Here is a 20,104-nt window from a genome sequence, read left to right as displayed (position 1 = left end):
CGAGCCATGTCTCGTCCCTTTACAGGGGCGGGGCTTTTTTTATTTTAGGGACATGGAAGGGGTAATCGGGCATGCAGCGCATTGACGTGAAAGAAAAGGCAAGAAGCCGCGACCTGCGGGTATTGAGTAAGTGGAGAGCGGAGAATACGTTCCAGCAGTCGATCGACAACCGGGACGGCAAACCGAACTTCGTCTTCTACGAGGGACCGCCAACCGCCAATGGCGCGCCGCACATCGGACATGTGCTGGGCCGGGTCATCAAGGATTTCATCTGCCGCTACAAGACGATGGACGGCTATCGGGTCGTTCGCAAAGCAGGCTGGGATACCCACGGCCTGCCGGTCGAACTGGGCGTGGAGAAGCAGCTCGGCATCTCCGGCAAGCAGGACATCGAAGAATACGGCGTGGAAGCGTTCATTAACAAGTGCAAAAGCAGCGTATTCGAGTACGAACGCCAATGGCGCGAGCTGACGGAAGCGATCGGCTACTGGACGAACATGGACGATCCTTACATCACGCTGAACAACGATTACATCGAGAGCGTGTGGAATATTTTGTCCACTATCCATGGAAAAGGGCTGCTGTATCGGGGCCACCGGGTAAGTCCGTACTGCCCGCATTGCCAGACGACGCTGAGCTCCCATGAAGTCGCTCAGGGCTACGAGGATGTCAAGGACCTCAGCGCGACGGTCAAATTCAAGCTTGCCGGCAGCAACGAATACGTCCTGGCATGGACGACCACGCCTTGGACGCTTCCCGCGAACGTCGCGCTTGCGGTCAACCCGAATCTGACCTATGCGCGCGTCCTGAAAGACGGCGAAGTATACATCGTGGCCGAAGCGTTGGTCGAGAGCGTCATGAAGGGCGAATATGCGGTGCAGTCCACAGTCAAAGGCGCGGAGCTGCTGAATTTAAAATACGAGCCGCCGTTCCGCTATGTATCGATCGAGAATGGGCATTATATCATTTCTGGCGATTTCGTCAGCGACGCGAGCGGAACCGGTATCGTGCACATCGCGCCGGCGCACGGCGACGACGACTACAAGGTCGCGCGCCAGAACGGCGTCAGCTTCTTGAACGTCGTCGACAATGCCGGACGTTACGTGGATGCCATTACGGATCTCGCGGGACGCTTCGTCAAGGAATGCGACGTCGATATCGTGAAAATGCTCAGCGAACGCGGGCTGCTGTTCTCGAAAGAACGATACGAGCACAGCTATCCGTTCTGCTGGCGCTGCAAAACGCCGCTGATCTACTACGCGACGGACAGCTGGTTCATCGAGACGACTGCCGTCAAAGACCAGCTGATCGCGAACAACAACAGCGTGGAATGGTACCCGTCCCATATCCGCGAGGGCCGTTTCGGCAAATTCCTCGAGGATCTGGTCGACTGGAACATCAGCCGCAACCGGTATTGGGGAACGCCGCTCAACGTATGGATCTGCGACAAATGCGGCGGCCAGCATTCGCCGGACAGCCGCAAAGATCTCGCCGCGCGTTCCGTCACGCCGATCTCGGAAGATATCGAGCTGCACAAGCCGTACGTGGACGACGTCAAGCTGCATTGCCCGCACTGCGAAGGCGGCGTCATGACGCGCACGTCCGAGGTCGTCGACGTCTGGTTCGACAGCGGCTCCATGCCGTTTGCCCAATACCACCAGCCGTTCGAGAAGCAGCAGACGTTCTCGGAGCAATATCCGGCCGACATCATCTGCGAAGGCATCGACCAAACCCGCGGCTGGTTCTTCAGCCTGTTGGCCGTGTCCACGCTCTATACCGGCAAGGCGCCGTATAAAGCGGTCATCTCGACCGGGCATATCCTGGACGAAAACGGACAGAAGATGTCCAAATCCAAAGGCAACGTCATCGATCCGTGGGAAATCATCAACGAATACGGCACGGATGCGTTCCGCTGGGCGCTCCTTGCGGACAGCGCGCCGTGGAACAGCAAGCGCTTCTCGCGCGGCATCGTCGGCGAAGCCAAGTCCAAGGTCATCGATACGATCGTGAACACGCACGCGTTCTTCGCGCTCTACGCGTCGATCGACGGCTATGATCCTGCGACGCAGCCTGCGCGGGTATCGGCAAACAAGCTGGACCGCTGGATCGCGTCCCGGCTGAACAGCCTCGTGGCGAGCGTCAACAAGAGCCTCTCGAGCTACGACTTCCTGAACGCGGCCAAGAGCATCGAGGGCTTCGTCGACGAGCTGAGCAACTGGTACATCCGCCGTTCCAGAGACCGTTTCTGGGGCAGCGGGCTTACGGACGACAAACTGGACGCTTACGGCACGCTTCGTTCCGTTCTGTCGACCCTGGCGCGTCTAATCGCGCCGTTCGCGCCGATGCTGGCCGACGATGTCTACTTGAACTTGGGCGGCAGCGGCAGTGTACATCTGGCCGATTATCCGAAAGCCGACGAGTCGGCGATCGACGAGAAGCTGGAACGCGACATGGAAACGGCGAGACAGATCGTCGAATTGGCGCGCAATGTCCGCAACGAGACCGGCATCAAGACGCGCCAGCCGCTGTCCGAGCTGATCGTGGCGCTTGACAACGAGTTCGATCTGGCGCCATACGAGGACATCATCAAGGACGAGATCAACGTCAAAACGATCACGATCGCGAGCGGGGACAGCGGATTCGTCGATTTCACGTTCAAGCTGAACCTGAAGGTCGCGGGCAAGAAATACGGCAAGCACGTCGGTCCGATCCAAACGTACCTCAAGTCGATGCTGCCGGACGAAACCAGCCAAATCGTGAAAGCCGGCGAACTTTCGTATACGTCGCTGGAAGGCGAAAGCTTCGTCATCGCGCTGGATGAGCTGCTCGTGGAGAAACAAGCCAAATCCGGCTTCGCGTCCGCTTCCGGGTATCAGCTGACGGTCGCGATCAACACGGATATCACGCCGGAACTGGAACAGGAAGGACTGGTCCGCGAAGTCATTCGCGCCGTGCAGGACACGCGCAAAAAGCTCGATCTTCCGATCGAGCGGCGCATCGCGCTCAAGCTGGACGTGGACGCCGAGCTGCGCGCGGCGCTGAACGCGTTCGAGGACGTCTTGTTCGAGAACGTGCTGCTGAGCAGCGTGGATTACGGCAGCGAATCGGCCATGGAACGGGTAACGCTCGGGGATCGCGAGATTGGAATCGCGATCGCGGGGGCATAGTAACTGCATAGCAGCAAACAAACCGAACGCCCATGGCGCGGCGGCTGGCGGCTTTTGCCGCTTCAGCCGCCGCGCAGCATGGGCTTCGTTTCGTTTTGAAAGGACAGGTTCGGAATGACAGAAGACCAAGAAAACTTGACGGGCGTCCGCCAATCGCTCCAAGCCCTCGAGAAAAGACTGGAGAAGGTGACGGCGCAGATGGAACGCACCCAAATCGCGGATTACGTTCAGCTGATGAATCGTCCCTTCTCGCTCGCTTGGCGGAATCTGCTTGGCGGCGTATCGCGCGGCGTCGGCATCGCGTTCGGCTTTACGGTATTCGCGACGTTCATATTGTATTTCCTGCAGCTGCTCGGGGCGCTCAACCTGCCGATCATCGGCGATTTTATCGCCGATATCGTCCGAATCGTCCAGCATCAGCTGGAAGGCAAGACCTACTGACCCATCGGAGTCTCATCCGATGGATCAAGTACGCGACCGATGCTACTCCTTCTCCAGCGAGTGATCGCCTTCGTCTTGCTCCAAATACTTGTCGTACGCGTCATTGCGGACGACATAACGGTGATTGCCGGTGATGTCCGTCGCCACGAAACTTTCGAACGTCTCCACGTAGCCGTCCGCCTCGTCTTGTTCGATGCCGATATCGTCGTACGACGCAACATCGCGGTTCTCGGACATGGCCGGCGAGTCGGAATTGCCCCAGCTCTCGACGATCTGCCAGGCATCCTCGCCGTCGAAGCCGTTGTACCCGCCTTCGTGGTCGTCCATGCTCGTGCGGCCGAACGGCGGCTGCAGGAATTCCTCTTCGACGGGACGATGCTCGGATATTTCCTGGCGGGGCGAATGCGCCACGCAATAGAGCGTATCCGGAAGGGCCAGCAGACGGGCGGCAGGGATCATTTCGCCGCACGTCAAGCAATTGCCGTAGCTGCCGTCGTCCATCGCGCCCAGCGCCGCGTCGATACGGTTCAGATGCAGCTCCTCCTGCTCGTGAAGCGCGAGGTCTTTCCCGCGTTCGTACGTTTCGGTGGCGGCATCCGCGGGATGGTTATCGTAGGCGGACAAATCGCCGGACTCGTCCCGCAGCGAGGCGTCCAGCCCGTAATGCTCGCGGCTGGCCAACCGCTGCTCGGAGGCCGCCTTCTCCACGATCAGCCTGCTGCGGAGGTCAAGAAGCTGTGCGTTCGTCAGATTTCTCATCGGAAGAAACCCCTCTTTCATGGGAAAGGATTGGCGTTGATGTCGTGTCGTTAGCTTTTGCATGAACAGCCTTTTTTAGAGGCGGTCAATCATGGATACACTGCCAAGGAGAAGCGGATTCCGGCTGGTCGAAAGCATTCGGGATATGCTACAATGTGGGGGATAAGGGGGCATTCGCCGTGAAATTTTACTACTATTGGCTGGCAGTCTTTGTGCTCGTGGTCGATTATTTGAGCAAGAAATGGGTGGAGCACAGCCTGGACTTGTACGAGACGAAGCATGTGATTGGCGATTTCTTTATCCTCACTTCGATTCGCAACAAAGGCGCCGCGTTCAGCATCCTGCAGGAGCAGCGAATCCTGTTCATCGCGATCACGATTGTCGTCGTCGCCGGCATTGTCTGGTATATGGCGAAGAACCGCAATACCGGCAAAACGTTGCTGCTTTCGGGCTTGGGTCTCGTGCTTGGCGGCGCCGTAGGCAACCTGATCGACCGGGCGGTGTACGGACAAGTCATCGATTTCCTGCAATTCACGTTCGGCAGCTACGTATTCCCGGTATTCAACCTGGCGGATTCCGGCATCTGCGTCGGCGTCGCGTTGATTCTGCTGGATGCGCTGCTGACATCCAAGAAAGAGAACGGAGATTCAAATTCCAATGAACAAGAACGAAAAGGATCCGAAAATCACCAATTCATTCAATGACGAGCAAGAGGCGATGGTCTTCGCGGTCGAAGACCGGGACGCCGGCGAGCGGCTCGACAAATACGTGACCGAGAGCATAGAAGACGGCGCGGTGTCGCGCACGCAGGTGCAGGATTGGATCAAAGGCGGAGCCGTGCTCGTGAACAGCCGCGAAGCGAAAGCGAATTATAAATTAACCGTGGCCGACGTGGTCACGGTTATTGTGCCTGAGCCGGAAGAAGCGGTCATCGAAGCGCAGGATATTCCCCTCGATGTCGTCTACGAGGACGGCGACGTAATCGTCGTCAACAAGCCGAGAGGCATGGTCGTTCATCCCGCGCCCGGCCATTATTCGGGAACCGTCGTGAACGCTTTGATGTATCATTGCAAGGATTTATCCGGCATTAACGGCGTGCTGAGACCGGGTATCGTGCATCGCATCGACAAGGACACGTCGGGGCTGATCATGGCCGCGAAGAACGATTTGGCCCATGCGTCGCTTGCCGCCCAATTGAAAGCCCATACCGTGACGCGCAAATACATGGCGCTGGTTCATGGCAACATGCCCCACGAGAACGGAACGGTCGACGCGCCGATCGGCCGCGATCCGCAGGACCGCAAGCAGTTTACGGTCATTCACAAGGGCAGCAAGGAAGCGATTACCCATTTCCAAGTCGTGGAGCGTTTCGGCGACTACACGCTGCTCGAGCTTCAATTGGAGACGGGAAGGACGCATCAGATCCGCGTTCATATGAAATACATCGATCATCCGCTTGCGGGCGATCCCGTGTATGGACGGAACAAAACGATCGGGCTTAAGGGACAGGCGCTGCATGCGGCGGTGCTCGGGTTCGTGCATCCCCGTTCCGGCGAATATTTGGAGTTTCGCGCGCCGATTCCGGCGGACATGGAGCACGAGCTGACGATATTGCGGCAGCGGTAGGCGATTGGTTTGCATCCTCCGACGGAGGTCGGAGAATGCAACGTTCGCCAGCTCCTTCGACTCAGGTGGGGGATTGCACGTTCCAAGTCACTAATGCAAGCACGGAATAGTGCAAACTTTTCGCTAAATCCTTTATGTGGTCGGCAGCTTCCGTTGCGCTATGATGATGACAAACTATAAACTTGGAATCGAAGGGTGAGATTACGACAATGACGCAAATCAATCACAACTACACGCAGCTTCAGGGCAGCTACCTGTTCTCCGAAATCGCGAAACGCCGCACGAAATTCACGCAGGAGAACCCGAATGCCCAAATCATCAGCCTTGGCATCGGCGACGTTACGCGAGGTTTGCCCGACGCCATCACCAAAGCGATGCACGACGCCGTGGACGAGCTGGCGAATCCGTCGACGTTCCGCGGTTACGGCCCGGAGCAAGGCTACGATTTTCTGATCAACGCGATCATCGAGAACGATTATAAAGCGCGCGGCATCGACATCGCGACGAACGAAGTGTTCGTGAGCGACGGTTCGAAATGCGACGTCGGCAACATCCAGGAGATTTTCAGCCAGAACGCGGTCGTTGCGGTTCAAGATCCGGTCTATCCCGTATACGTCGACACGAACGTCATGGCCGGCCGCTCCGGCAAGTTCAACAAGGAAACGAACCAATACGAGAACATCGTGTACCTGAAATGCGACGCGTCCAACGACTTCACGCCGAGTCTTCCCGATCGCAAGGTGGACCTGATCTACCTCTGCTACCCGAACAATCCGACCGGCATGACGCTGACGAAGGATGAATTGAAGCGCTGGGTCGATTTCGCGAAAGCCAACAACTGCATCATCCTGTATGATTCCGCGTACGAAGCGTTCATTCAAGAAGCCGACGTACCGCGCTCCATCTACGAGATCGAAGGCGCGAAGGAAGTCGCGATCGAATTCCGCAGCTTCTCCAAGACGGCAGGTTTCACTGGCGTTCGCTGCGCGTACACCGTAGTTCCTCGCGAGCTGAAAGCCAAAGACGAAGACGGCAACGTGATTCTCGTGAACGACCTGTGGAATCGCCGCCACACCACGAAATTCAACGGCGTATCCTACGTGACGCAACGCGGCGCGGCGGCGATCTACACGCCCGAAGGCAAAGCGCAAATCGCGTCCATCATCGATTACTACATGACGAACGCCGGCATCATTCGCGACGGTTTGGCATCGCTGGGCCTTGAAGTATTCGGCGGCGTGAACGCGCCGTACATCTGGCTCAAAACGCCGAACGGCCTCGATTCCTGGGCATTCTTCGACAAATTGCTGTCCGAGGCGAATATTGTCGGTACGCCCGGCGTCGGCTTCGGCCAAGCGGGCCAAGGCTATTTCCGCCTGACCGCGTTCGGCAGCCGCGAAAATACGGAAAAAGCGGTCGAGCGGATCACGAAATTGAGCCTATAGTCAAAAGGCGATTGACATGAATTGTCGAATGTGACATAATTCTTTTGATAAACAGCAGTACCTTTAACTCAGTCCAGAGAGGCTGGCAAGGTAACGTGAATCGTTTTATCAATCGAACGACAGGGGGACGACCCTACCACTGGCGCATCTTCGCGCAAGTGGGCTTTGTCCAACTTCCCAGGTTGATACCACAAAACGACGAAACTCCTTGCGCACGCCGCAAGGAGTTTTTTTGTGGCCATGGAACTTCGCAGTCATGCAAGGAGGCGCTTGATACGAATGGATGAACAGCATCGCGTCATTATGGACGAAACGGCGATTCGGCGCGCGCTCACGCGGATTGCCCACGAGATCGTCGAGAAGAACAAGGGCATCGACAACTGCGTGATCGTCGGCATTCGCACACGGGGCATCTACTTGGCCCAACGCATCGCCGAGCAGATCCGCGAAATCGAGGGACTGCCCGTCGAAGTGCAGGAGCTTGACATTACGCAGTACCGCGACGACCGGGAAGAAGGAAGCGCGATCCGCCCGACGGCAGGCTCTTCGGTGAACGTGAAGAACAAACGGGTCATCCTGTTCGACGACGTGCTGTATACGGGAAGGACGATCCGGGCGGCGATGGACGCGCTGATGGATCTGGGACGGCCGCAGACGATTCAGCTCGCGGTGTTGGTCGACCGGGGCCATAGAGAGCTGCCGATCCGGCCCGATTACGTCGGGAAGAACGTGCCCACGTCGAAACAAGAGCAAATCGAGGTTTCTCTGCAGGAAGTCGACGAGAACGATCAAGTGACGATTATCCATTAAGGGGAGCTGCGCGATATGATAACCGCAACATTGACGAATCGGCGAAGCTTGCTTGGACTGAAGGAGCTTAGCATGGACGAGATCGCCTCGATCTTGGACCGCGCCGCGTATTGGGAAGCCAGCTCGAATAAGCTCGAGCCGGTGCTGCAAGGCAAGTTCATCGCGAATATGTTTTTCGAGAACAGCACGAGAACCCGCTTTTCCTTCGAAGTCGCGGAGAAGCGGCTGGGGGCGGAGGTGCTGAATTTCGCGGCCGCCGTGTCGAGCGTGCAGAAGGGCGAATCGATCTACGATACGGTCCGCACGCTGGAATCCATGGGCATCGATGCCGGCGTCATCCGGCTGAAGCCGAACGGCGTGCTTGCCGACCTGGCGACCAAGATCAAGGTGCCGCTCATTAACGCGGGCGACGGCAATAACGAGCATCCTACGCAGGCATTGCTCGATCTCTATACGATGCGCAAGCAATTCGGCGAGCTGCGGGGATTGACGGTCTCCATTATCGGGGACGTCCTGCACAGCCGCGTCGCGCGCTCGAATCTATACGCCTTGCAGAAATTCGGCGCCAACGTGCAATTTTGCGCCCCGGAGAGCATGACCGCGCCCGAGCTGACCGCGCCGCTAGTCACGATGGAAGAAGCGCTGAAGGCGGACGTCGTCATGATGCTGCGGGTGCAGCTGGAACGCCATGAAGCGGGCATGATGGGAACGGCCGAGGCTTACCGCGAGCAGTACGGATTAACGACGGAGCGGGCTTCGCGCATCGCGCCGCATGCGATCATCATGCATCCGGCGCCGATCAACCGGAACGTCGAGATCGACGATGAACTGGTCGAGCATCCCCAATCGCGGATTTTCACGCAAATGCAGAACGGCGTACCGATTCGGATGGCCGTGATCGAACGGGCATTGAACTAACGAGCGAAAGGGGTCAACGATAATATGGCAGCATGGATCTTGAACGGGTTGGTCTGGAACGAAGAAACCGGAGAAACGGAATCGAAGCATATTCGCATCGCGGACGGCGTCATCGCGGAGATCGCGGACGCTTCCTCGGGTCAACCGGACACCAACGGCTTTGATACGATCGACGCGAACGGCAAGCTGGTATCCGCGGGATTCATCGACATGCACGTGCATCTGCGCGAACCGGGCTTTGAATACAAGGAGGACATCGCGAGCGGCACGCGCTCGGCGGCGGCGGGCGGATTCACCACGATCGCCTGCATGCCGAATACCCGTCCGGTGACGGATACGGCCGAAACGGTCCGCTACATTCTCGATAAAGCGGCCGATGCCGGCATCGTCAAGGTGCTCCCGTACGCGGCGATCACGAAGAACGAGCTGGGACGCGAGCTGACGGATTTCGCGGCGTTGAAAGAGGCGGGCGCGATCGGATTCACGGACGACGGCGTCGGCGTGCAGAACGCTCAAATGATGAAGGATGCCATGAGGTTGGCGGCATCCATGAATATGCCGGTCATCGCGCACTGCGAGGACGACTCGCTGGTAGTCGGCGCGGCGGTCACGGAAGGCAAATTCGCGGCAGAGAACGGGTTGAAAGGCATCCCGAACGAATCCGAAGCCATCCACGTCGGACGGGATATCCTGCTAACCGAAGCGACGGGCGTGCACTACCACGTCTGCCACGTGAGCACGGAGCAATCGGTTCGTCTCATCCGGCACGCGAAGCAGTTCGGCATTAACGTCACCGCCGAGGTGTGCCCGCATCACCTGATCCTCTCGGACGAAGACATTCCGGGCATGGACGCGAATTGGAAAATGAACCCGCCGCTCCGCACCCCGCGCGACGTGCAGGCCGTCATCGAAGGACTCGAAGACGGCACGCTCGACATCATCGTGACGGATCACGCGCCGCACAGCGCCGAAGAGAAAGCCCGCGGCATGCAGCTCGCGCCGTTCGGCATCGTCGGCTTCGAGACGGCATTTCCGCTCCTGTACACCAAATTCGTCCGCACCGGCAAATGGACGCTCGGCTTCCTGCTCAAACGGATGACCTCGGATCCGGCCCGCGTATTCGGCCTGACGAGCGGCATTTTAAAAGCAGGCGCACCTGCGGATATTACGATCGTGGATCTTGAGCATGAACGCGAAGTCGATCCGGCCGCGTTCGCTTCCAAAGGCAAGAATACGCCATTCGGCGGCTGGAAGCTCTACGGCTGGCCGGCGGCGACCATCGTGAACGGCAAGATCGTCTGGACGGAACAATAAGAGAGAAGCACGCAACTTGAGAACAGGAGTGATACGGATGCAAGCAAGATTGTTATTGGAAGACGGCACGCTGTTTACGGGGCTCGGCTTTGGCGCCGAAGGACAGTCCAGCGGCGAGGTCGTGTTTAATACAGGGATCACGGGCTACCAAGAGGTGCTGTCGGATCCGTCCTACTGCGGTCAAATCGTGACCATGACCTACCCGCTCATCGGCAACTACGGCATCACACGCGATGATTTCGAGACGGTCGCGCCGTTCATTCACGGCTTTGTCGTGCGCCGCCACGAGCCGATCCCGAGCAATTGGAGAGCGCAGTACACGCTGGACGGCTTGCTGAAGGAACACGGCATTATCGGCATCAGCGATATCGATACCCGGATGCTGACGCGCATCCTGCGTCACCACGGCACCATGAAAGGCATCCTGACGACCGGCGCGGAACGCGTGGAAGAGCTGCATGAGCGCCTGTCCGCGACGCCGCTGATGCGCGACCAAGTGGCGCGCACGTCGACCAAGAGCATCTTCACCAGCCCCGGCGAACGCGAGCGCATCGTGCTCGTCGACTACGGCGCGAAGAGCGGCATCCTGCGCGAGCTGACGAAACGCGGCTGCGACGTCGTCGTCGTGCCGCAGGACACGACCGCCGAGCAGATCCGCCGCCTCAATCCGGACGGCATCCAGCTCTCCAACGGCCCCGGCGACCCGAAAGACGTGCCGCATGCCGTGAAAATGATCCAAGAGCTGCTCGGCGAATATCCGATCTTCGGCATCTGCCTGGGTCACCAACTGTTCGCGCTCGCTTGCGGCGCGGATACGTCCAAGCTGAAATTCGGCCACCGCGGCGGCAACCATCCCGTCAAAGACCTGGCGACGAACCGCTGCTATATCACTTCGCAGAACCATGGCTATACGGTACTCGAGGAATCCGTGGCGGGCACGAAGCTCGAAGTCACCCATATCAACAACAACGACCGCACGATCGAGGGCTTGAAGCATACGGAATTCCCGGCTTTCTCCGTGCAGTACCATCCGGAAGCGGCGCCCGGTCCGCTGGATAGCAGTTACCTGTTCGATCAATTCCTGGAGATGATCCGCACCGCGAAACAAAACAACCCGCAGAAACCGCGTCAAGCGCAATTGGCGGCATCATTGAGAGGAGAATTGCAATATGCCCAGAAATAATAAGCTCCAAAAGATTCTCGTCATCGGCTCCGGCCCGATCGTCATCGGACAGGCGGCGGAGTTCGACTATGCCGGCACGCAGGCTTGCCAAGCGCTGAAAGAAGAAGGCTACGAGGTCGTGCTGATCAACAGCAACCCGGCCACCATCATGACTGACACGAACATGGCGGACAAGGTGTATATCGAGCCGATCACGCTGGAGTTCGTGACCCAAATCATCCGCCAGGAGCGCCCGGACGGCTTGCTGCCTACGCTCGGCGGTCAAACCGGCCTGAACATGGCGGTCGAGCTCGCCCGCGCCGGCGTGCTGGAGCGCGAGAACGTGCAGCTGCTCGGCACGCAGCTGACGGCGATCGAGAAAGCGGAAGACCGCGATCTGTTCCGCGATCTGATGCGCGAGCTGGAGCAGCCGGTACCGGAGAGCGTCATCGTCACGACGATCGAAGAAGCGGTTGATTTCGCGAACGAGATCGGCTACCCGATCATCGTTCGACCGGCATACACGCTCGGCGGCACCGGCGGCGGCATCTGCGGCAACGAGACGGAGCTTCGCGAAACGGTCGCTTCCGGCATCCGGTACAGCCCGATCAACCAATGCCTCGTCGAGAAATCGATCGCGGGCATGAAGGAAGTCGAATACGAAGTCATGCGCGACGCGAACGATAACTGCATCGTCGTCTGCAACATGGAGAACTTCGACCCGGTCGGCGTACATACCGGCGATTCCATCGTCGTGGCGCCGAGCCAGACGCTGTCCGACCGCGAGTACCAGATGCTCCGCTCGGCCTCGCTCAAGATTATCCGCGCGCTGAACATCGAGGGCGGCTGCAACGTGCAATTCGCGCTCGACCCGTTCAGCTTCCAATACTACGTCATCGAGGTCAACCCGCGCGTAAGCCGCTCGTCCGCGCTGGCTTCCAAGGCGACGGGTTATCCGATCGCCAAGATGGCGGCCAAGATCGCCGTCGGCTATACGCTCGACGAGATCGTCAACCCGGTTACGGGTCAAACCTATGCCATGTTCGAGCCGACGCTGGATTACATCGTGTCCAAGATCCCGCGCTGGCCGTTCGATAAATTCATCAATGCGAACCGTAAGCTCGGCACGCAAATGAAAGCGACCGGCGAAGTCATGGCCATCGGCCGGACGTTCGAGGAATCGATTCACAAGGCGGTCCGCTCGCTCGAGATCGGCGCGCACCGCATTCACCTGAAGGACGCGTCCGAATTGGACGAGGAGACGCTGCGCCTGCGCCTGCAGAAGCCGGACGACGAGCGGATGTTCCTCGTGGCGGAAGCGTTCCGCCGCGGCTACCAGCTGCAGGACATTCAAGACCTGACGAATATCGATTGGTGGTTCCTCGATAAGATCGAAGGCATCGTCGCCTTCGAAGCCGAGCTTCGCGGCGCTTCCGTCTTGTCGAAAGAACTGCTGTACCAAGCGAAGCGCAAAGGGTTCTCGGACCGTTCCATCGCGGAGATTCGCCGCGAAGGCAACCATTCGACGTACGCGAACGAGTTCGATATCCGCGCTTACCGCATGGAGCTTGACTTGAAGCCGGTCTACAAGATGGTCGATACATGCGCCGCCGAATTCGAAGCGACGACGCCGTACTACTACTCGACATACGAGGTAGAGAACGAAGTCACGGAGTCCGACAAGCAGAAAGTGCTCGTGCTCGGTTCCGGCCCGATCCGGATCGGTCAAGGCATCGAGTTCGACTATTCCACGGTGCATGCCGTATGGGCGATTCAGAAGGCCGGCTACGAAGCGGTCATCATCAATAACAACCCGGAGACCGTATCGACGGACTTCAGCACCTCTGACCGCCTGTACTTCGAGCCGCTCTTCTTCGAGGACGTCATGAACGTCATCGAGCAGGAGAAGCCGATCGGCGTCATCGTGCAGTTCGGCGGCCAGACGGCGATCAATCTCGCGGCGCCGCTGACGAAAGCCGGCGTGCGCATTCTGGGTTCGAGCCTGGAGAGCATCGACGCGGCCGAAGATCGCAAGAAATTCGAAGCGCTGCTTCGCGAGCTGAACGTACTGCAGCCGCAAGGCTCGACGGTAACGTCCGTGGACGAAGCGGTCGCCGTCGCGCAAGGCCTCGGTTATCCGGTACTGGTGCGCCCGTCGTACGTCCTCGGCGGCCGTGCCATGGAGATCGTCTACTCCGACGAAGAGCTTCTGACCTACATGGTGCAAGCGGTCAAGATCAATCCGGAGCATCCGGTCCTGATCGACCGTTACATGCTGGGCAAAGAAGCCGAAGTCGACGCGATTTGCGACGGCGACACGGTGCTCATCCCCGGCATCATGGAACATGTCGAACGCGCGGGCGTTCACTCCGGCGACTCCATCGCGGTGTACCCGCCGCAGTCGATCTCGCGCGAGCTGCAGCAGAAAATGGTCGACATCACGGTTAAGATCGCGCGCGGCCTGAACGTCATCGGCCTGGTCAACATTCAATTCGTCATCTTCCAAGACGAGGTGTACGTCATCGAGGTCAATCCGCGCTCGTCGCGTACGGTACCGTTCCTCAGCAAGGTGACGAACATCCCGATGGCCAACCTGGCCACGCAAGCGATTCTCGGCACGAAGCTGGCGGATCTCGGCTATGTCGAAGGCCTATGGCCGGAAGACGATTTCGTGTCCGTCAAAGTACCGGTCTTCTCCTTCGCGAAGCTGCGCCGCGTCGATCCGACGCTGACGCCGGAGATGAAGTCGACGGGCGAGGTCATGGGACGCGACCAACAATACGCGAAAGCTCTGTACAAGGGCCTGGTGGGCGCAGGCATGCGTATCCCGCCGACGGGCTCCATCATCGCGACGGTGGCCGACAAGGACAAACCGGAAGCGATCGAAATTCTTCGCGGTTTCTACGAGCTAGGTTACAACATCATCGCGACGGGCGGCACGGCAACGGCGCTGGAAGAAGCGGGACTGCGCGTGAAGACCGTGAACAAACTCAGCGAAGGCTCGCCGAACATCCTGGATCTGATCCGCGACGGCCAAGCGCACTTCGTCGTCAACACGCTGACCAAAGGCAAAACGCCGGAACGCGACGGCTTCCGGATTCGCCGCGAAGCGGTCGAGAACGGCGTCGTCTGCATGACCTCGCTGGATACGGTCCGGGCGCTGCTCAACATGCTGCAAACGATCAATTTCTCCTCGCGTCCGATGCCGGTACTCGCGCAGAAATAATCGTAAACGAACGAATGGCCGTTATCCGGCCGCGAAAGCCTGCCCTCAAGCAGGCTTTCGCCATGCATAAATAGACAAAGACGAAGGGACTGGAGCAGATGAAGCCAAGCAGGGAAGAAGCGGCGGGACGCGTCATGGTCGCGCTCGATTATCCGGATGCCGCCGCGGCGGAAGCGCTGGTACGCAGTCTGGAGGGCATTCCGTGTTTCATGAAGGTCGGCATGCAGCTGTTCTACGCGGCGGGGCCGGGCTTCGTCGCGGATCTGAAGGCGCGCGGCTACAAGGTGTTCCTGGACCTGAAAATGCACGACATCCCGAATACGGTCAAAGGCGGGGCGAACAGTGTCGCCAAGCTCGGCGTCGACGTGTTCAACGTGCACGCAGCCGGCGGATCGGCCATGATGCGGGCGGCGATGGAAGGCGTCGAAGAGGCGCTGACCGGAAATGCCGGTCTGCGGCGGCCGCTCGTCATCGCCGTGACGCAGCTGACCAGCACGAGTCAAGCGGTGCTGAACGACGAGATCGGCATCGGCGGTTCCGTCGCGGACGCGGTCGTGCGCTACGCCAAGCTGGCGCAGGAAGCGGGCCTGGGCGGCGTCGTCGCTTCTCCGCAGGAGGTGCAGCTGATCAAATCGGCTTGCGGCGCATCGTTTCAAACGATCACGCCGGGCATTCGCCCGGCGGGAGCGGACATCGGCGACCAGTCCCGCATCATGACGCCCCGCCAAGCATTGGAGCAAGGAACGGATTATATGGTCATCGGCCGTCCGATTACGGGGGCGCCCGATCCGAGACAAGCTTTGGAATCCATAATCGAGGAGCTGGTATAGATGACATCATCCACGCTTGAACAATTGCCAACCGAAATCGCCAAAGGCTTGCTGCAGATCAACGCGGTCGCCCTTCGCCCGAACGAACCGTTCACCTGGACCTCCGGCATGAAATCGCCGATTTATTGCGACAACCGCCTGACGATGTCCTATCCGGCGATCCGCGAGCTGATCGCGGAAGGCTTCGCGACGATCATCCGCGCGCAATATCCGGACTGCCAAGCGGTCGCCGGCATCGCGACGGGCGGCATTCCGCATGCGGCTTGGGTCGCGCAAAAGCTGAACTTGCCGATGCTTTACGTGCGGGACAAAGCGAAAGGCCACGGCAAAACGAATCAAATCGAAGGCCATTTCGAGCCGGGGCAAAAGATCGTGCTGATCGAGGACTTGATCTCGACCGGCGGCAGCTCGCTGAAAGCGGCGGTCGCGGTGCGCGAAGCCGGCTGCGAGGTGCAGGGCGTCGTGGCAATCTTCACGTACCAGTTCCCGCAGGCGATCGAAGCGTTCGCGAACGAGGGCGTCCCGCTCGCGACGCTGTCGAACTATTCGGCGCTCATCGACGTTGCCGTCGAGAACGGCATCGTGCAATCGAGCGATGTCGAGCTGCTGCAATCGTGGCGGGAGAATCCGCAGGCTTTCGGCGTCTGATTGCGCGGCGAACGAAGCTCAGCATCAGATGCAATACAACGAACAGGACTCTGGGCATGCGCCCGGGTCCTGTTTTTTTGCGTGCGGCGGACAAGTTGTTTCACTTTTCTGTCAATCGGTTATATGTAGCTAACCTGCCTCATACACTGGATTATTGCCAAATAGATGAAGAGAATGCGAGGAAGCGAACTATGAATACGATGTATCAACGATTGATGGATTCGACGGAAGACTTGTTGTACCGGGTGCGCATATACGATCGGAACTTGGAGAAATGCGACGAGATTCTGCAAATGGACGAGGCTTACAGCCGGATGCGGCAGGCCTTCGATGCGATAGATGCCCGTAATCACGGCGCGCTCGAGCGGATCGCCGCACGGCTGCAGCAGATGCGGACAAGGCTGATCACGATGATGGAGGATTTGCTGCATACGGCTTGAGTTGGGGTCCGGAGCGGAAAAAATGACCTGCGGCCGGTTCGGGTCTTCGCTCGCTGTTGTAGACAGCATTCCTCATTGTATAAATGATTAGAGGTGGAATTCTGTCAACAAAGGCGACCACTGCGTTGCTCCAACTCCGTACCGGACTCCGGTCATTTTTTCCCGGACATTTTTCGTGCCGCCTGCAGCGGTTGGGAAAAGGAAAAAAGACAAAAAAAGCTCTTGCCAGCCTACGAAAGCGATGGTAATATGTTACATTAAATGGAAGGGTTTCTAGGGATCCGCTTCAAGGCGAACCGAGCGAAGCCAGGCAGAGGACGATACGTCTTGCCACACCGTAGGGATAAAAGACCTTCGGCAAGTTCCACCCGGCATGACTGGGCGGCGCTTGTTGGAGGCCTTTTTTGCTTTAGCGGGCAGAAGCGCCGAAATACGCAAAAGGGGGCGGGGCAGGTGGTCGCATTGCAGACGCAGGCATTGCGGAAGGTATTCACGGTCAAACGCAAGGACGCCGGCTTGGCCGGCAGTTTCCGGTCGCTGCTGAAGCCGAGCTGGGAGGAAAAGGTGGCCGTGCGGAGCATCGATCTGACGGTGCAGCGGGGCGAGATGGTCGCGTTCCTCGGGCCGAACGGCGCAGGCAAATCGACGACGATCAAGATGTTGACCGGCATTCTGCATCCGTCGTCCGGCGAAGCGAAGGTGCTCGGCTGCACGCCTTGGCGGGAACGCGAGAAGCTGGCTTTTCGCATCGGGGCGGTATTCGGCCAGAAGTCGCAGCTGTGGTATCACCTGCCGCCGATCGACACGTTCGATCTGATCAGCCGGATCTACGAGCTGAACCGCGCCGACTATCATGCCCGCCGGGACGATTTGATCGAACGCTTCGAGCTTGGACCGTATTTGCATACGCCCGTGCGGAAGCTGTCGCTCGGCGAGCGGATGCGCTGCGAGATCGCCGTGTCGTTCCTGCACCGCCCGCAGCTGCTCTTTCTCGACGAACCGACGATCGGGCTGGATGTCGTCGTCAAGCAGCGCATCCGGGAGCTGATCCGCGAGGTGAACCGGGACGAGGGGACGACCGTCTTCCTGACCTCGCATGATGCGGGCGACATGGAGGAGCTTTGTTCGCGGGCGGTCGTCATTCATCATGGCGGTATCCTGCTGGATGCGCCCGTCGACCGGCTGAAGCGGGAGGTGCTGAACCGCAAGATCATTTCGCTGACGCTGGCTGCCGGCTATGATGCTTCCATGCTGCCGCCGCTCCCTGGCACGAAGGCGATCGCGAGCGAAGGGCGCCGATTGAAGCTTGGGGTCGATCTCGCGGTCACCGACATCGAAGCCGTTCTCGGCGCGGTCATCGGCACGTACCGGCTCGACGACGTGACCGTCGAGGACCCGCCGATGGAAGAGATCATCACGCATATTTACGGAACGGGAGGCTAGCGGACCATGGGCAGCCGAGTCTTCGGAGATAGGTTGGAACTTCTGTCGGCAAGGAGCAAGAAAGCGGGGGCCGTCGCCCGGATTACGATGAAGCAGCAGATGGCCTACAAAACGGACTTCATCATGCGCGCAAGCTTCATGCTGATGATCCTGTACGTGTTCGTCCAGCTCTGGTCCGCCGCCTATGACGGCGACGCCCATCGCGTCATTAACGGCTTTACGCTGAAGCAGATCATCTGGTACCTCGTGTTCACGGAAGCGATCACGATGGGCGTGCCCGCGCTTTGCGGGGTGATCGAGAACGAGGTGAAGAACGGCGACATCGCGATTCGTCTCATTCGGCCGCTCTCTTATATCGGTTATCATTATGCCGCGTACCTGTCGGAGGCGGTCTTCCGGTTCTTCATTCATCTGGCGGTCGGCGGGACCATCGCCTGGCTGTGCGTCGGGCCGCCGACGTTCGGGCTGGGCTGGGCGGGCTTGTTCTCGCTGACGCTCGGCGCGCTCACGATCGCTTTTCTGCTGAATATGATCGTGGCGCTATGCGCCTTGTGGGTCGAGGAGACGCGCGGCATGGAATTCGTGCTGCACAAGCTGCAGTTCACCGTCGGCGGCATGCTGCTGCCGCTCGATCTGATGCCGGAGCCGCTGCAGCGGCTATGCGCCTGGCTGCCGTTTCAGGCGATGCTGTACTTTCCCGCGCGGACGGCGGTCAACTTCGGCGCAGCGCCGCTGCTGCAGCAGTTCGTCATTCAAGCGGCATGGATCGCGGTGCTTACGGCATCCGTCATGCTGATGTACAGGAGAGGAGTGTCGAAGCTGCATGTCAATGGAGGATAACGAACTGGCCGGCAGGCGGCGTTCCGTCTCTTTCACCGGACGATTGCGGGGAACGCTGGCGTTTCTGATCACCTGCTGGAAGGTGAATCTGGCTTCGGCCATGGAGTATCGGGTGAGCTTCTTCATGATGGCGGGCATGATGTTCATCAACAACTTTATGTGGCTGTTCTTCTGGAGCTTGTTCTTCGGCAAGTTCCAGGTTATCAATGGCTGGGAGATGAACGACGTCATGATGATGTGGGCCGTCGGCGCGGGCGGCTTCGGCTGGGCCAATATGCTGTTCGGCAACTTCAACCGGATCGCGCCGATCGTTGCCACCGGGCAATTGGACGTCTACCTGTCGCAGCCGAAGCCGGTGCTGCTGCATGTATTGGCGAGCCGCATGTCGCTGACGGCGGCTGGGGATTTCTTCTTCGGGCTTGTCGTCTACGCATGGGTCGGCAATCATTCGCTTGCGGGCTTGCTGCAGTTTCTCCTCGGCCTGCTGCTGAGCGGCCTGCTGTTCATGGGCGTTACGATTCTGGCCGGGTGCCTCGCCTTCTTCATCGGAAACGCGGAAGGGCTGGCGCAGCAGGTATTCAACAGCTTCGTGGCGCTGTCGACGTATCCGTCCGATATCTTCAAAGGGCTGGCAAGAACGCTGCTCTTCACGCTGCTGCCCGCGGGCTTCATCAGCTTCCTGCCGATCGGCCTGCTGCGCGATTTCGATCCGGCTTTCGTCTGGAGAGCGGCCGCGGCGACGCTCGCGTTCGGCGCGCTGGCCGTCCTCGTCTTCAGGCTGGGACTGAAGCGATACGCGTCCGGCAACGCTATCACGCTCAGAGGCTGAGGCGGATTCGCGCCGGCGGCCGGAAAACCGCATGCGCCATGCGCCAACGCTTGCCGGTTGGCACCGAGTAACCGCCGCTGCCCGCGGTCGATGTCGAACCGCGGGCGACGGCGGTTTTTTTATATTAAATTCTCCTAAAGTCCGCAACCGGTGTAACCTTTTGTTCCCAACGCGCGTCTAAACTTTAGCAAGATTAGAGTTTTCTC

At 59.1% G+C, this 20,104-nt stretch carries 17 protein-coding genes and 1 other annotated feature (1 of these 18 running past the window's edge); of the genes, 16 read left to right on the top strand and 1 reads right to left on the bottom strand.

All coding sequences use genetic code 11. The features are described 5' to 3' along the window. Nucleotides 1–22 (top strand) — a binding site (T-box leader); it begins 281 nt to the left of the window's first position. Between the two features lie 49 nt (nucleotides 23–71). Next, the gene (gene ileS, locus AC50YL_RS03040; protein ID WP_494829190.1) at nucleotides 72–3,167 is read left to right on the top strand and encodes an isoleucine--tRNA ligase; all 3,096 of its coding nucleotides are present in this window, start codon (nucleotides 72–74) and stop codon (nucleotides 3,165–3,167) included. 114 nt (nucleotides 3,168–3,281) lie between these two features. Next, the gene (locus tag AC50YL_RS03035) at nucleotides 3,282–3,608 is read left to right on the top strand and encodes a DUF5665 domain-containing protein (RefSeq protein ID WP_161740901.1); all 327 of its coding nucleotides are present in this window, start codon (nucleotides 3,282–3,284) and stop codon (nucleotides 3,606–3,608) included. A 42-nt stretch (nucleotides 3,609–3,650) separates the two neighbouring features. Here AC50YL_RS03035 and AC50YL_RS03030 read toward each other — a convergent pair whose 3' ends face one another. Beyond that, entirely contained in the window at nucleotides 3,651–4,367 is a 717-nt protein-coding gene (locus AC50YL_RS03030; protein ID WP_494829188.1) for a TraR/DksA C4-type zinc finger protein, read from the bottom strand. 179 nt (nucleotides 4,368–4,546) lie between these two features. Between AC50YL_RS03030 and lspA the strand changes: the two genes are divergently transcribed. The 14 genes from lspA (at nucleotide 4,547) to AC50YL_RS02960 (ending at nucleotide 19,898) form a co-directional block, all read left to right on the top strand. Next, nucleotides 4,547–5,071, top strand: coding sequence for a signal peptidase II (gene lspA / locus AC50YL_RS03025; RefSeq protein ID WP_494829186.1), 525 nt, complete (start codon nucleotides 4,547–4,549; stop codon nucleotides 5,069–5,071). Further along, nucleotides 5,025–5,993, top strand: a complete 969-nt coding sequence (locus AC50YL_RS03020) for an RluA family pseudouridine synthase (protein ID WP_494829184.1) — start codon at nucleotides 5,025–5,027, stop codon at nucleotides 5,991–5,993. The genes lspA and AC50YL_RS03020 overlap by 47 nt, the downstream gene beginning before the upstream one ends. A gap of 209 nt (nucleotides 5,994–6,202) precedes the next feature. Continuing rightward, nucleotides 6,203–7,438 (top strand): LL-diaminopimelate aminotransferase, encoded by a 1,236-nt coding sequence (locus AC50YL_RS03015; RefSeq protein WP_161740893.1) that lies wholly within the window; start codon nucleotides 6,203–6,205, stop codon nucleotides 7,436–7,438. A gap of 279 nt (nucleotides 7,439–7,717) precedes the next feature. After that, on the top strand, nucleotides 7,718–8,248 hold the full coding sequence (gene pyrR / locus AC50YL_RS03010) for a bifunctional pyr operon transcriptional regulator/uracil phosphoribosyltransferase PyrR (RefSeq protein ID WP_494829182.1): 531 nt from the start codon (nucleotides 7,718–7,720) through the stop codon (nucleotides 8,246–8,248). Nucleotides 8,249–8,263: 15 nt separating this feature from the next. Further along, complete coding sequence (locus AC50YL_RS03005; protein ID WP_494829180.1) at nucleotides 8,264–9,166, top strand: aspartate carbamoyltransferase catalytic subunit; 903 nt, start codon at nucleotides 8,264–8,266, stop codon at nucleotides 9,164–9,166. A gap of 24 nt (nucleotides 9,167–9,190) precedes the next feature. After that, nucleotides 9,191–10,480 carry a dihydroorotase gene (gene pyrC, locus AC50YL_RS03000; protein ID WP_494829179.1) on the top strand — a complete coding sequence of 430 codons (1,290 nt, stop codon included), beginning with the start codon at nucleotides 9,191–9,193 and terminating at the stop codon, nucleotides 10,478–10,480. Between the two features lie 37 nt (nucleotides 10,481–10,517). After that, the gene (carA, locus tag AC50YL_RS02995) at nucleotides 10,518–11,663 is read left to right on the top strand and encodes a glutamine-hydrolyzing carbamoyl-phosphate synthase small subunit (protein ID WP_494829177.1); all 1,146 of its coding nucleotides are present in this window, start codon (nucleotides 10,518–10,520) and stop codon (nucleotides 11,661–11,663) included. Beyond that, nucleotides 11,650–14,868: a carbamoyl-phosphate synthase large subunit gene (gene carB / locus AC50YL_RS02990; protein ID WP_494829176.1), complete on the top strand. Its 3,219-nt coding sequence runs from the start codon at nucleotides 11,650–11,652 to the stop codon at nucleotides 14,866–14,868. Before carA ends, carB begins: the two co-directional genes overlap by 14 nt. 98 nt (nucleotides 14,869–14,966) lie before the next feature. Then, nucleotides 14,967–15,698: an orotidine-5'-phosphate decarboxylase gene (gene pyrF, locus AC50YL_RS02985; RefSeq protein ID WP_494829174.1), complete on the top strand. Its 732-nt coding sequence runs from the start codon at nucleotides 14,967–14,969 to the stop codon at nucleotides 15,696–15,698. Continuing rightward, entirely contained in the window at nucleotides 15,699–16,346 is a 648-nt protein-coding gene (pyrE, locus tag AC50YL_RS02980) for an orotate phosphoribosyltransferase (RefSeq protein ID WP_494829173.1), read from the top strand. A 191-nt stretch (nucleotides 16,347–16,537) separates the two neighbouring features. Next, the gene (locus AC50YL_RS02975) at nucleotides 16,538–16,786 is read left to right on the top strand and encodes a hypothetical protein (RefSeq protein ID WP_494829172.1); all 249 of its coding nucleotides are present in this window, start codon (nucleotides 16,538–16,540) and stop codon (nucleotides 16,784–16,786) included. A gap of 453 nt (nucleotides 16,787–17,239) precedes the next feature. After that, nucleotides 17,240–18,229: an ABC transporter ATP-binding protein gene (locus AC50YL_RS02970; protein WP_494829170.1), complete on the top strand. Its 990-nt coding sequence runs from the start codon at nucleotides 17,240–17,242 to the stop codon at nucleotides 18,227–18,229. Between the two features lie 6 nt (nucleotides 18,230–18,235). Next, nucleotides 18,236–19,069, top strand: coding sequence for an ABC transporter permease (locus AC50YL_RS02965; RefSeq protein ID WP_494829168.1), 834 nt, complete (start codon nucleotides 18,236–18,238; stop codon nucleotides 19,067–19,069). Next, complete coding sequence (locus AC50YL_RS02960; protein WP_494829166.1) at nucleotides 19,053–19,898, top strand: ABC transporter permease; 846 nt, start codon at nucleotides 19,053–19,055, stop codon at nucleotides 19,896–19,898. Before AC50YL_RS02965 ends, AC50YL_RS02960 begins: the two co-directional genes overlap by 17 nt. Nucleotides 19,899–20,104: the final 206 nt, after the last annotated feature.

The organism is Paenibacillus sp. J22P277, assembly GCF_059383675.1.
The sequence above is the reverse complement of the archived record's forward strand: the minus strand, read 5'-3'. Positions and strand labels throughout refer to the sequence as shown.

Excerpts from the sequence above, each read along its gene's own strand:
- AC50YL_RS03030 (WP_494829188.1), bottom strand. The coding sequence starts at position 4,367 with ATGAGAAATCTGACGAACGCACAGCTTCTTGACCTCCGCAGCAGGCTG.
- AC50YL_RS03015 (WP_161740893.1), top strand. The coding sequence starts at position 6,203 with ATGACGCAAATCAATCACAACTACACGCAGCTTCAGGGCAGCTACCTG.
- pyrF (WP_494829174.1), top strand. The coding sequence starts at position 14,967 with ATGAAGCCAAGCAGGGAAGAAGCGGCGGGACGCGTCATGGTCGCGCTC.
- AC50YL_RS03035 (WP_161740901.1), top strand. The coding sequence starts at position 3,282 with ATGACAGAAGACCAAGAAAACTTGACGGGCGTCCGCCAATCGCTCCAA.
- AC50YL_RS03005 (WP_494829180.1), top strand. The coding sequence starts at position 8,264 with ATGATAACCGCAACATTGACGAATCGGCGAAGCTTGCTTGGACTGAAG.
- pyrC (WP_494829179.1), top strand. The coding sequence starts at position 9,191 with ATGGCAGCATGGATCTTGAACGGGTTGGTCTGGAACGAAGAAACCGGA.
- ileS (WP_494829190.1), top strand. The coding sequence starts at position 72 with ATGCAGCGCATTGACGTGAAAGAAAAGGCAAGAAGCCGCGACCTGCGG.
- AC50YL_RS02960 (WP_494829166.1), top strand. The coding sequence starts at position 19,053 with ATGTCAATGGAGGATAACGAACTGGCCGGCAGGCGGCGTTCCGTCTCT.
- AC50YL_RS03020 (WP_494829184.1), top strand. The coding sequence starts at position 5,025 with ATGAACAAGAACGAAAAGGATCCGAAAATCACCAATTCATTCAATGAC.
- pyrE (WP_494829173.1), top strand. The coding sequence starts at position 15,699 with ATGACATCATCCACGCTTGAACAATTGCCAACCGAAATCGCCAAAGGC.
- AC50YL_RS02965 (WP_494829168.1), top strand. The coding sequence starts at position 18,236 with ATGGGCAGCCGAGTCTTCGGAGATAGGTTGGAACTTCTGTCGGCAAGG.
- pyrR (WP_494829182.1), top strand. The coding sequence starts at position 7,718 with ATGGATGAACAGCATCGCGTCATTATGGACGAAACGGCGATTCGGCGC.
- carB (WP_494829176.1), top strand. The coding sequence starts at position 11,650 with ATGCCCAGAAATAATAAGCTCCAAAAGATTCTCGTCATCGGCTCCGGC.
- AC50YL_RS02975 (WP_494829172.1), top strand. The coding sequence starts at position 16,538 with ATGAATACGATGTATCAACGATTGATGGATTCGACGGAAGACTTGTTG.
- carA (WP_494829177.1), top strand. The coding sequence starts at position 10,518 with ATGCAAGCAAGATTGTTATTGGAAGACGGCACGCTGTTTACGGGGCTC.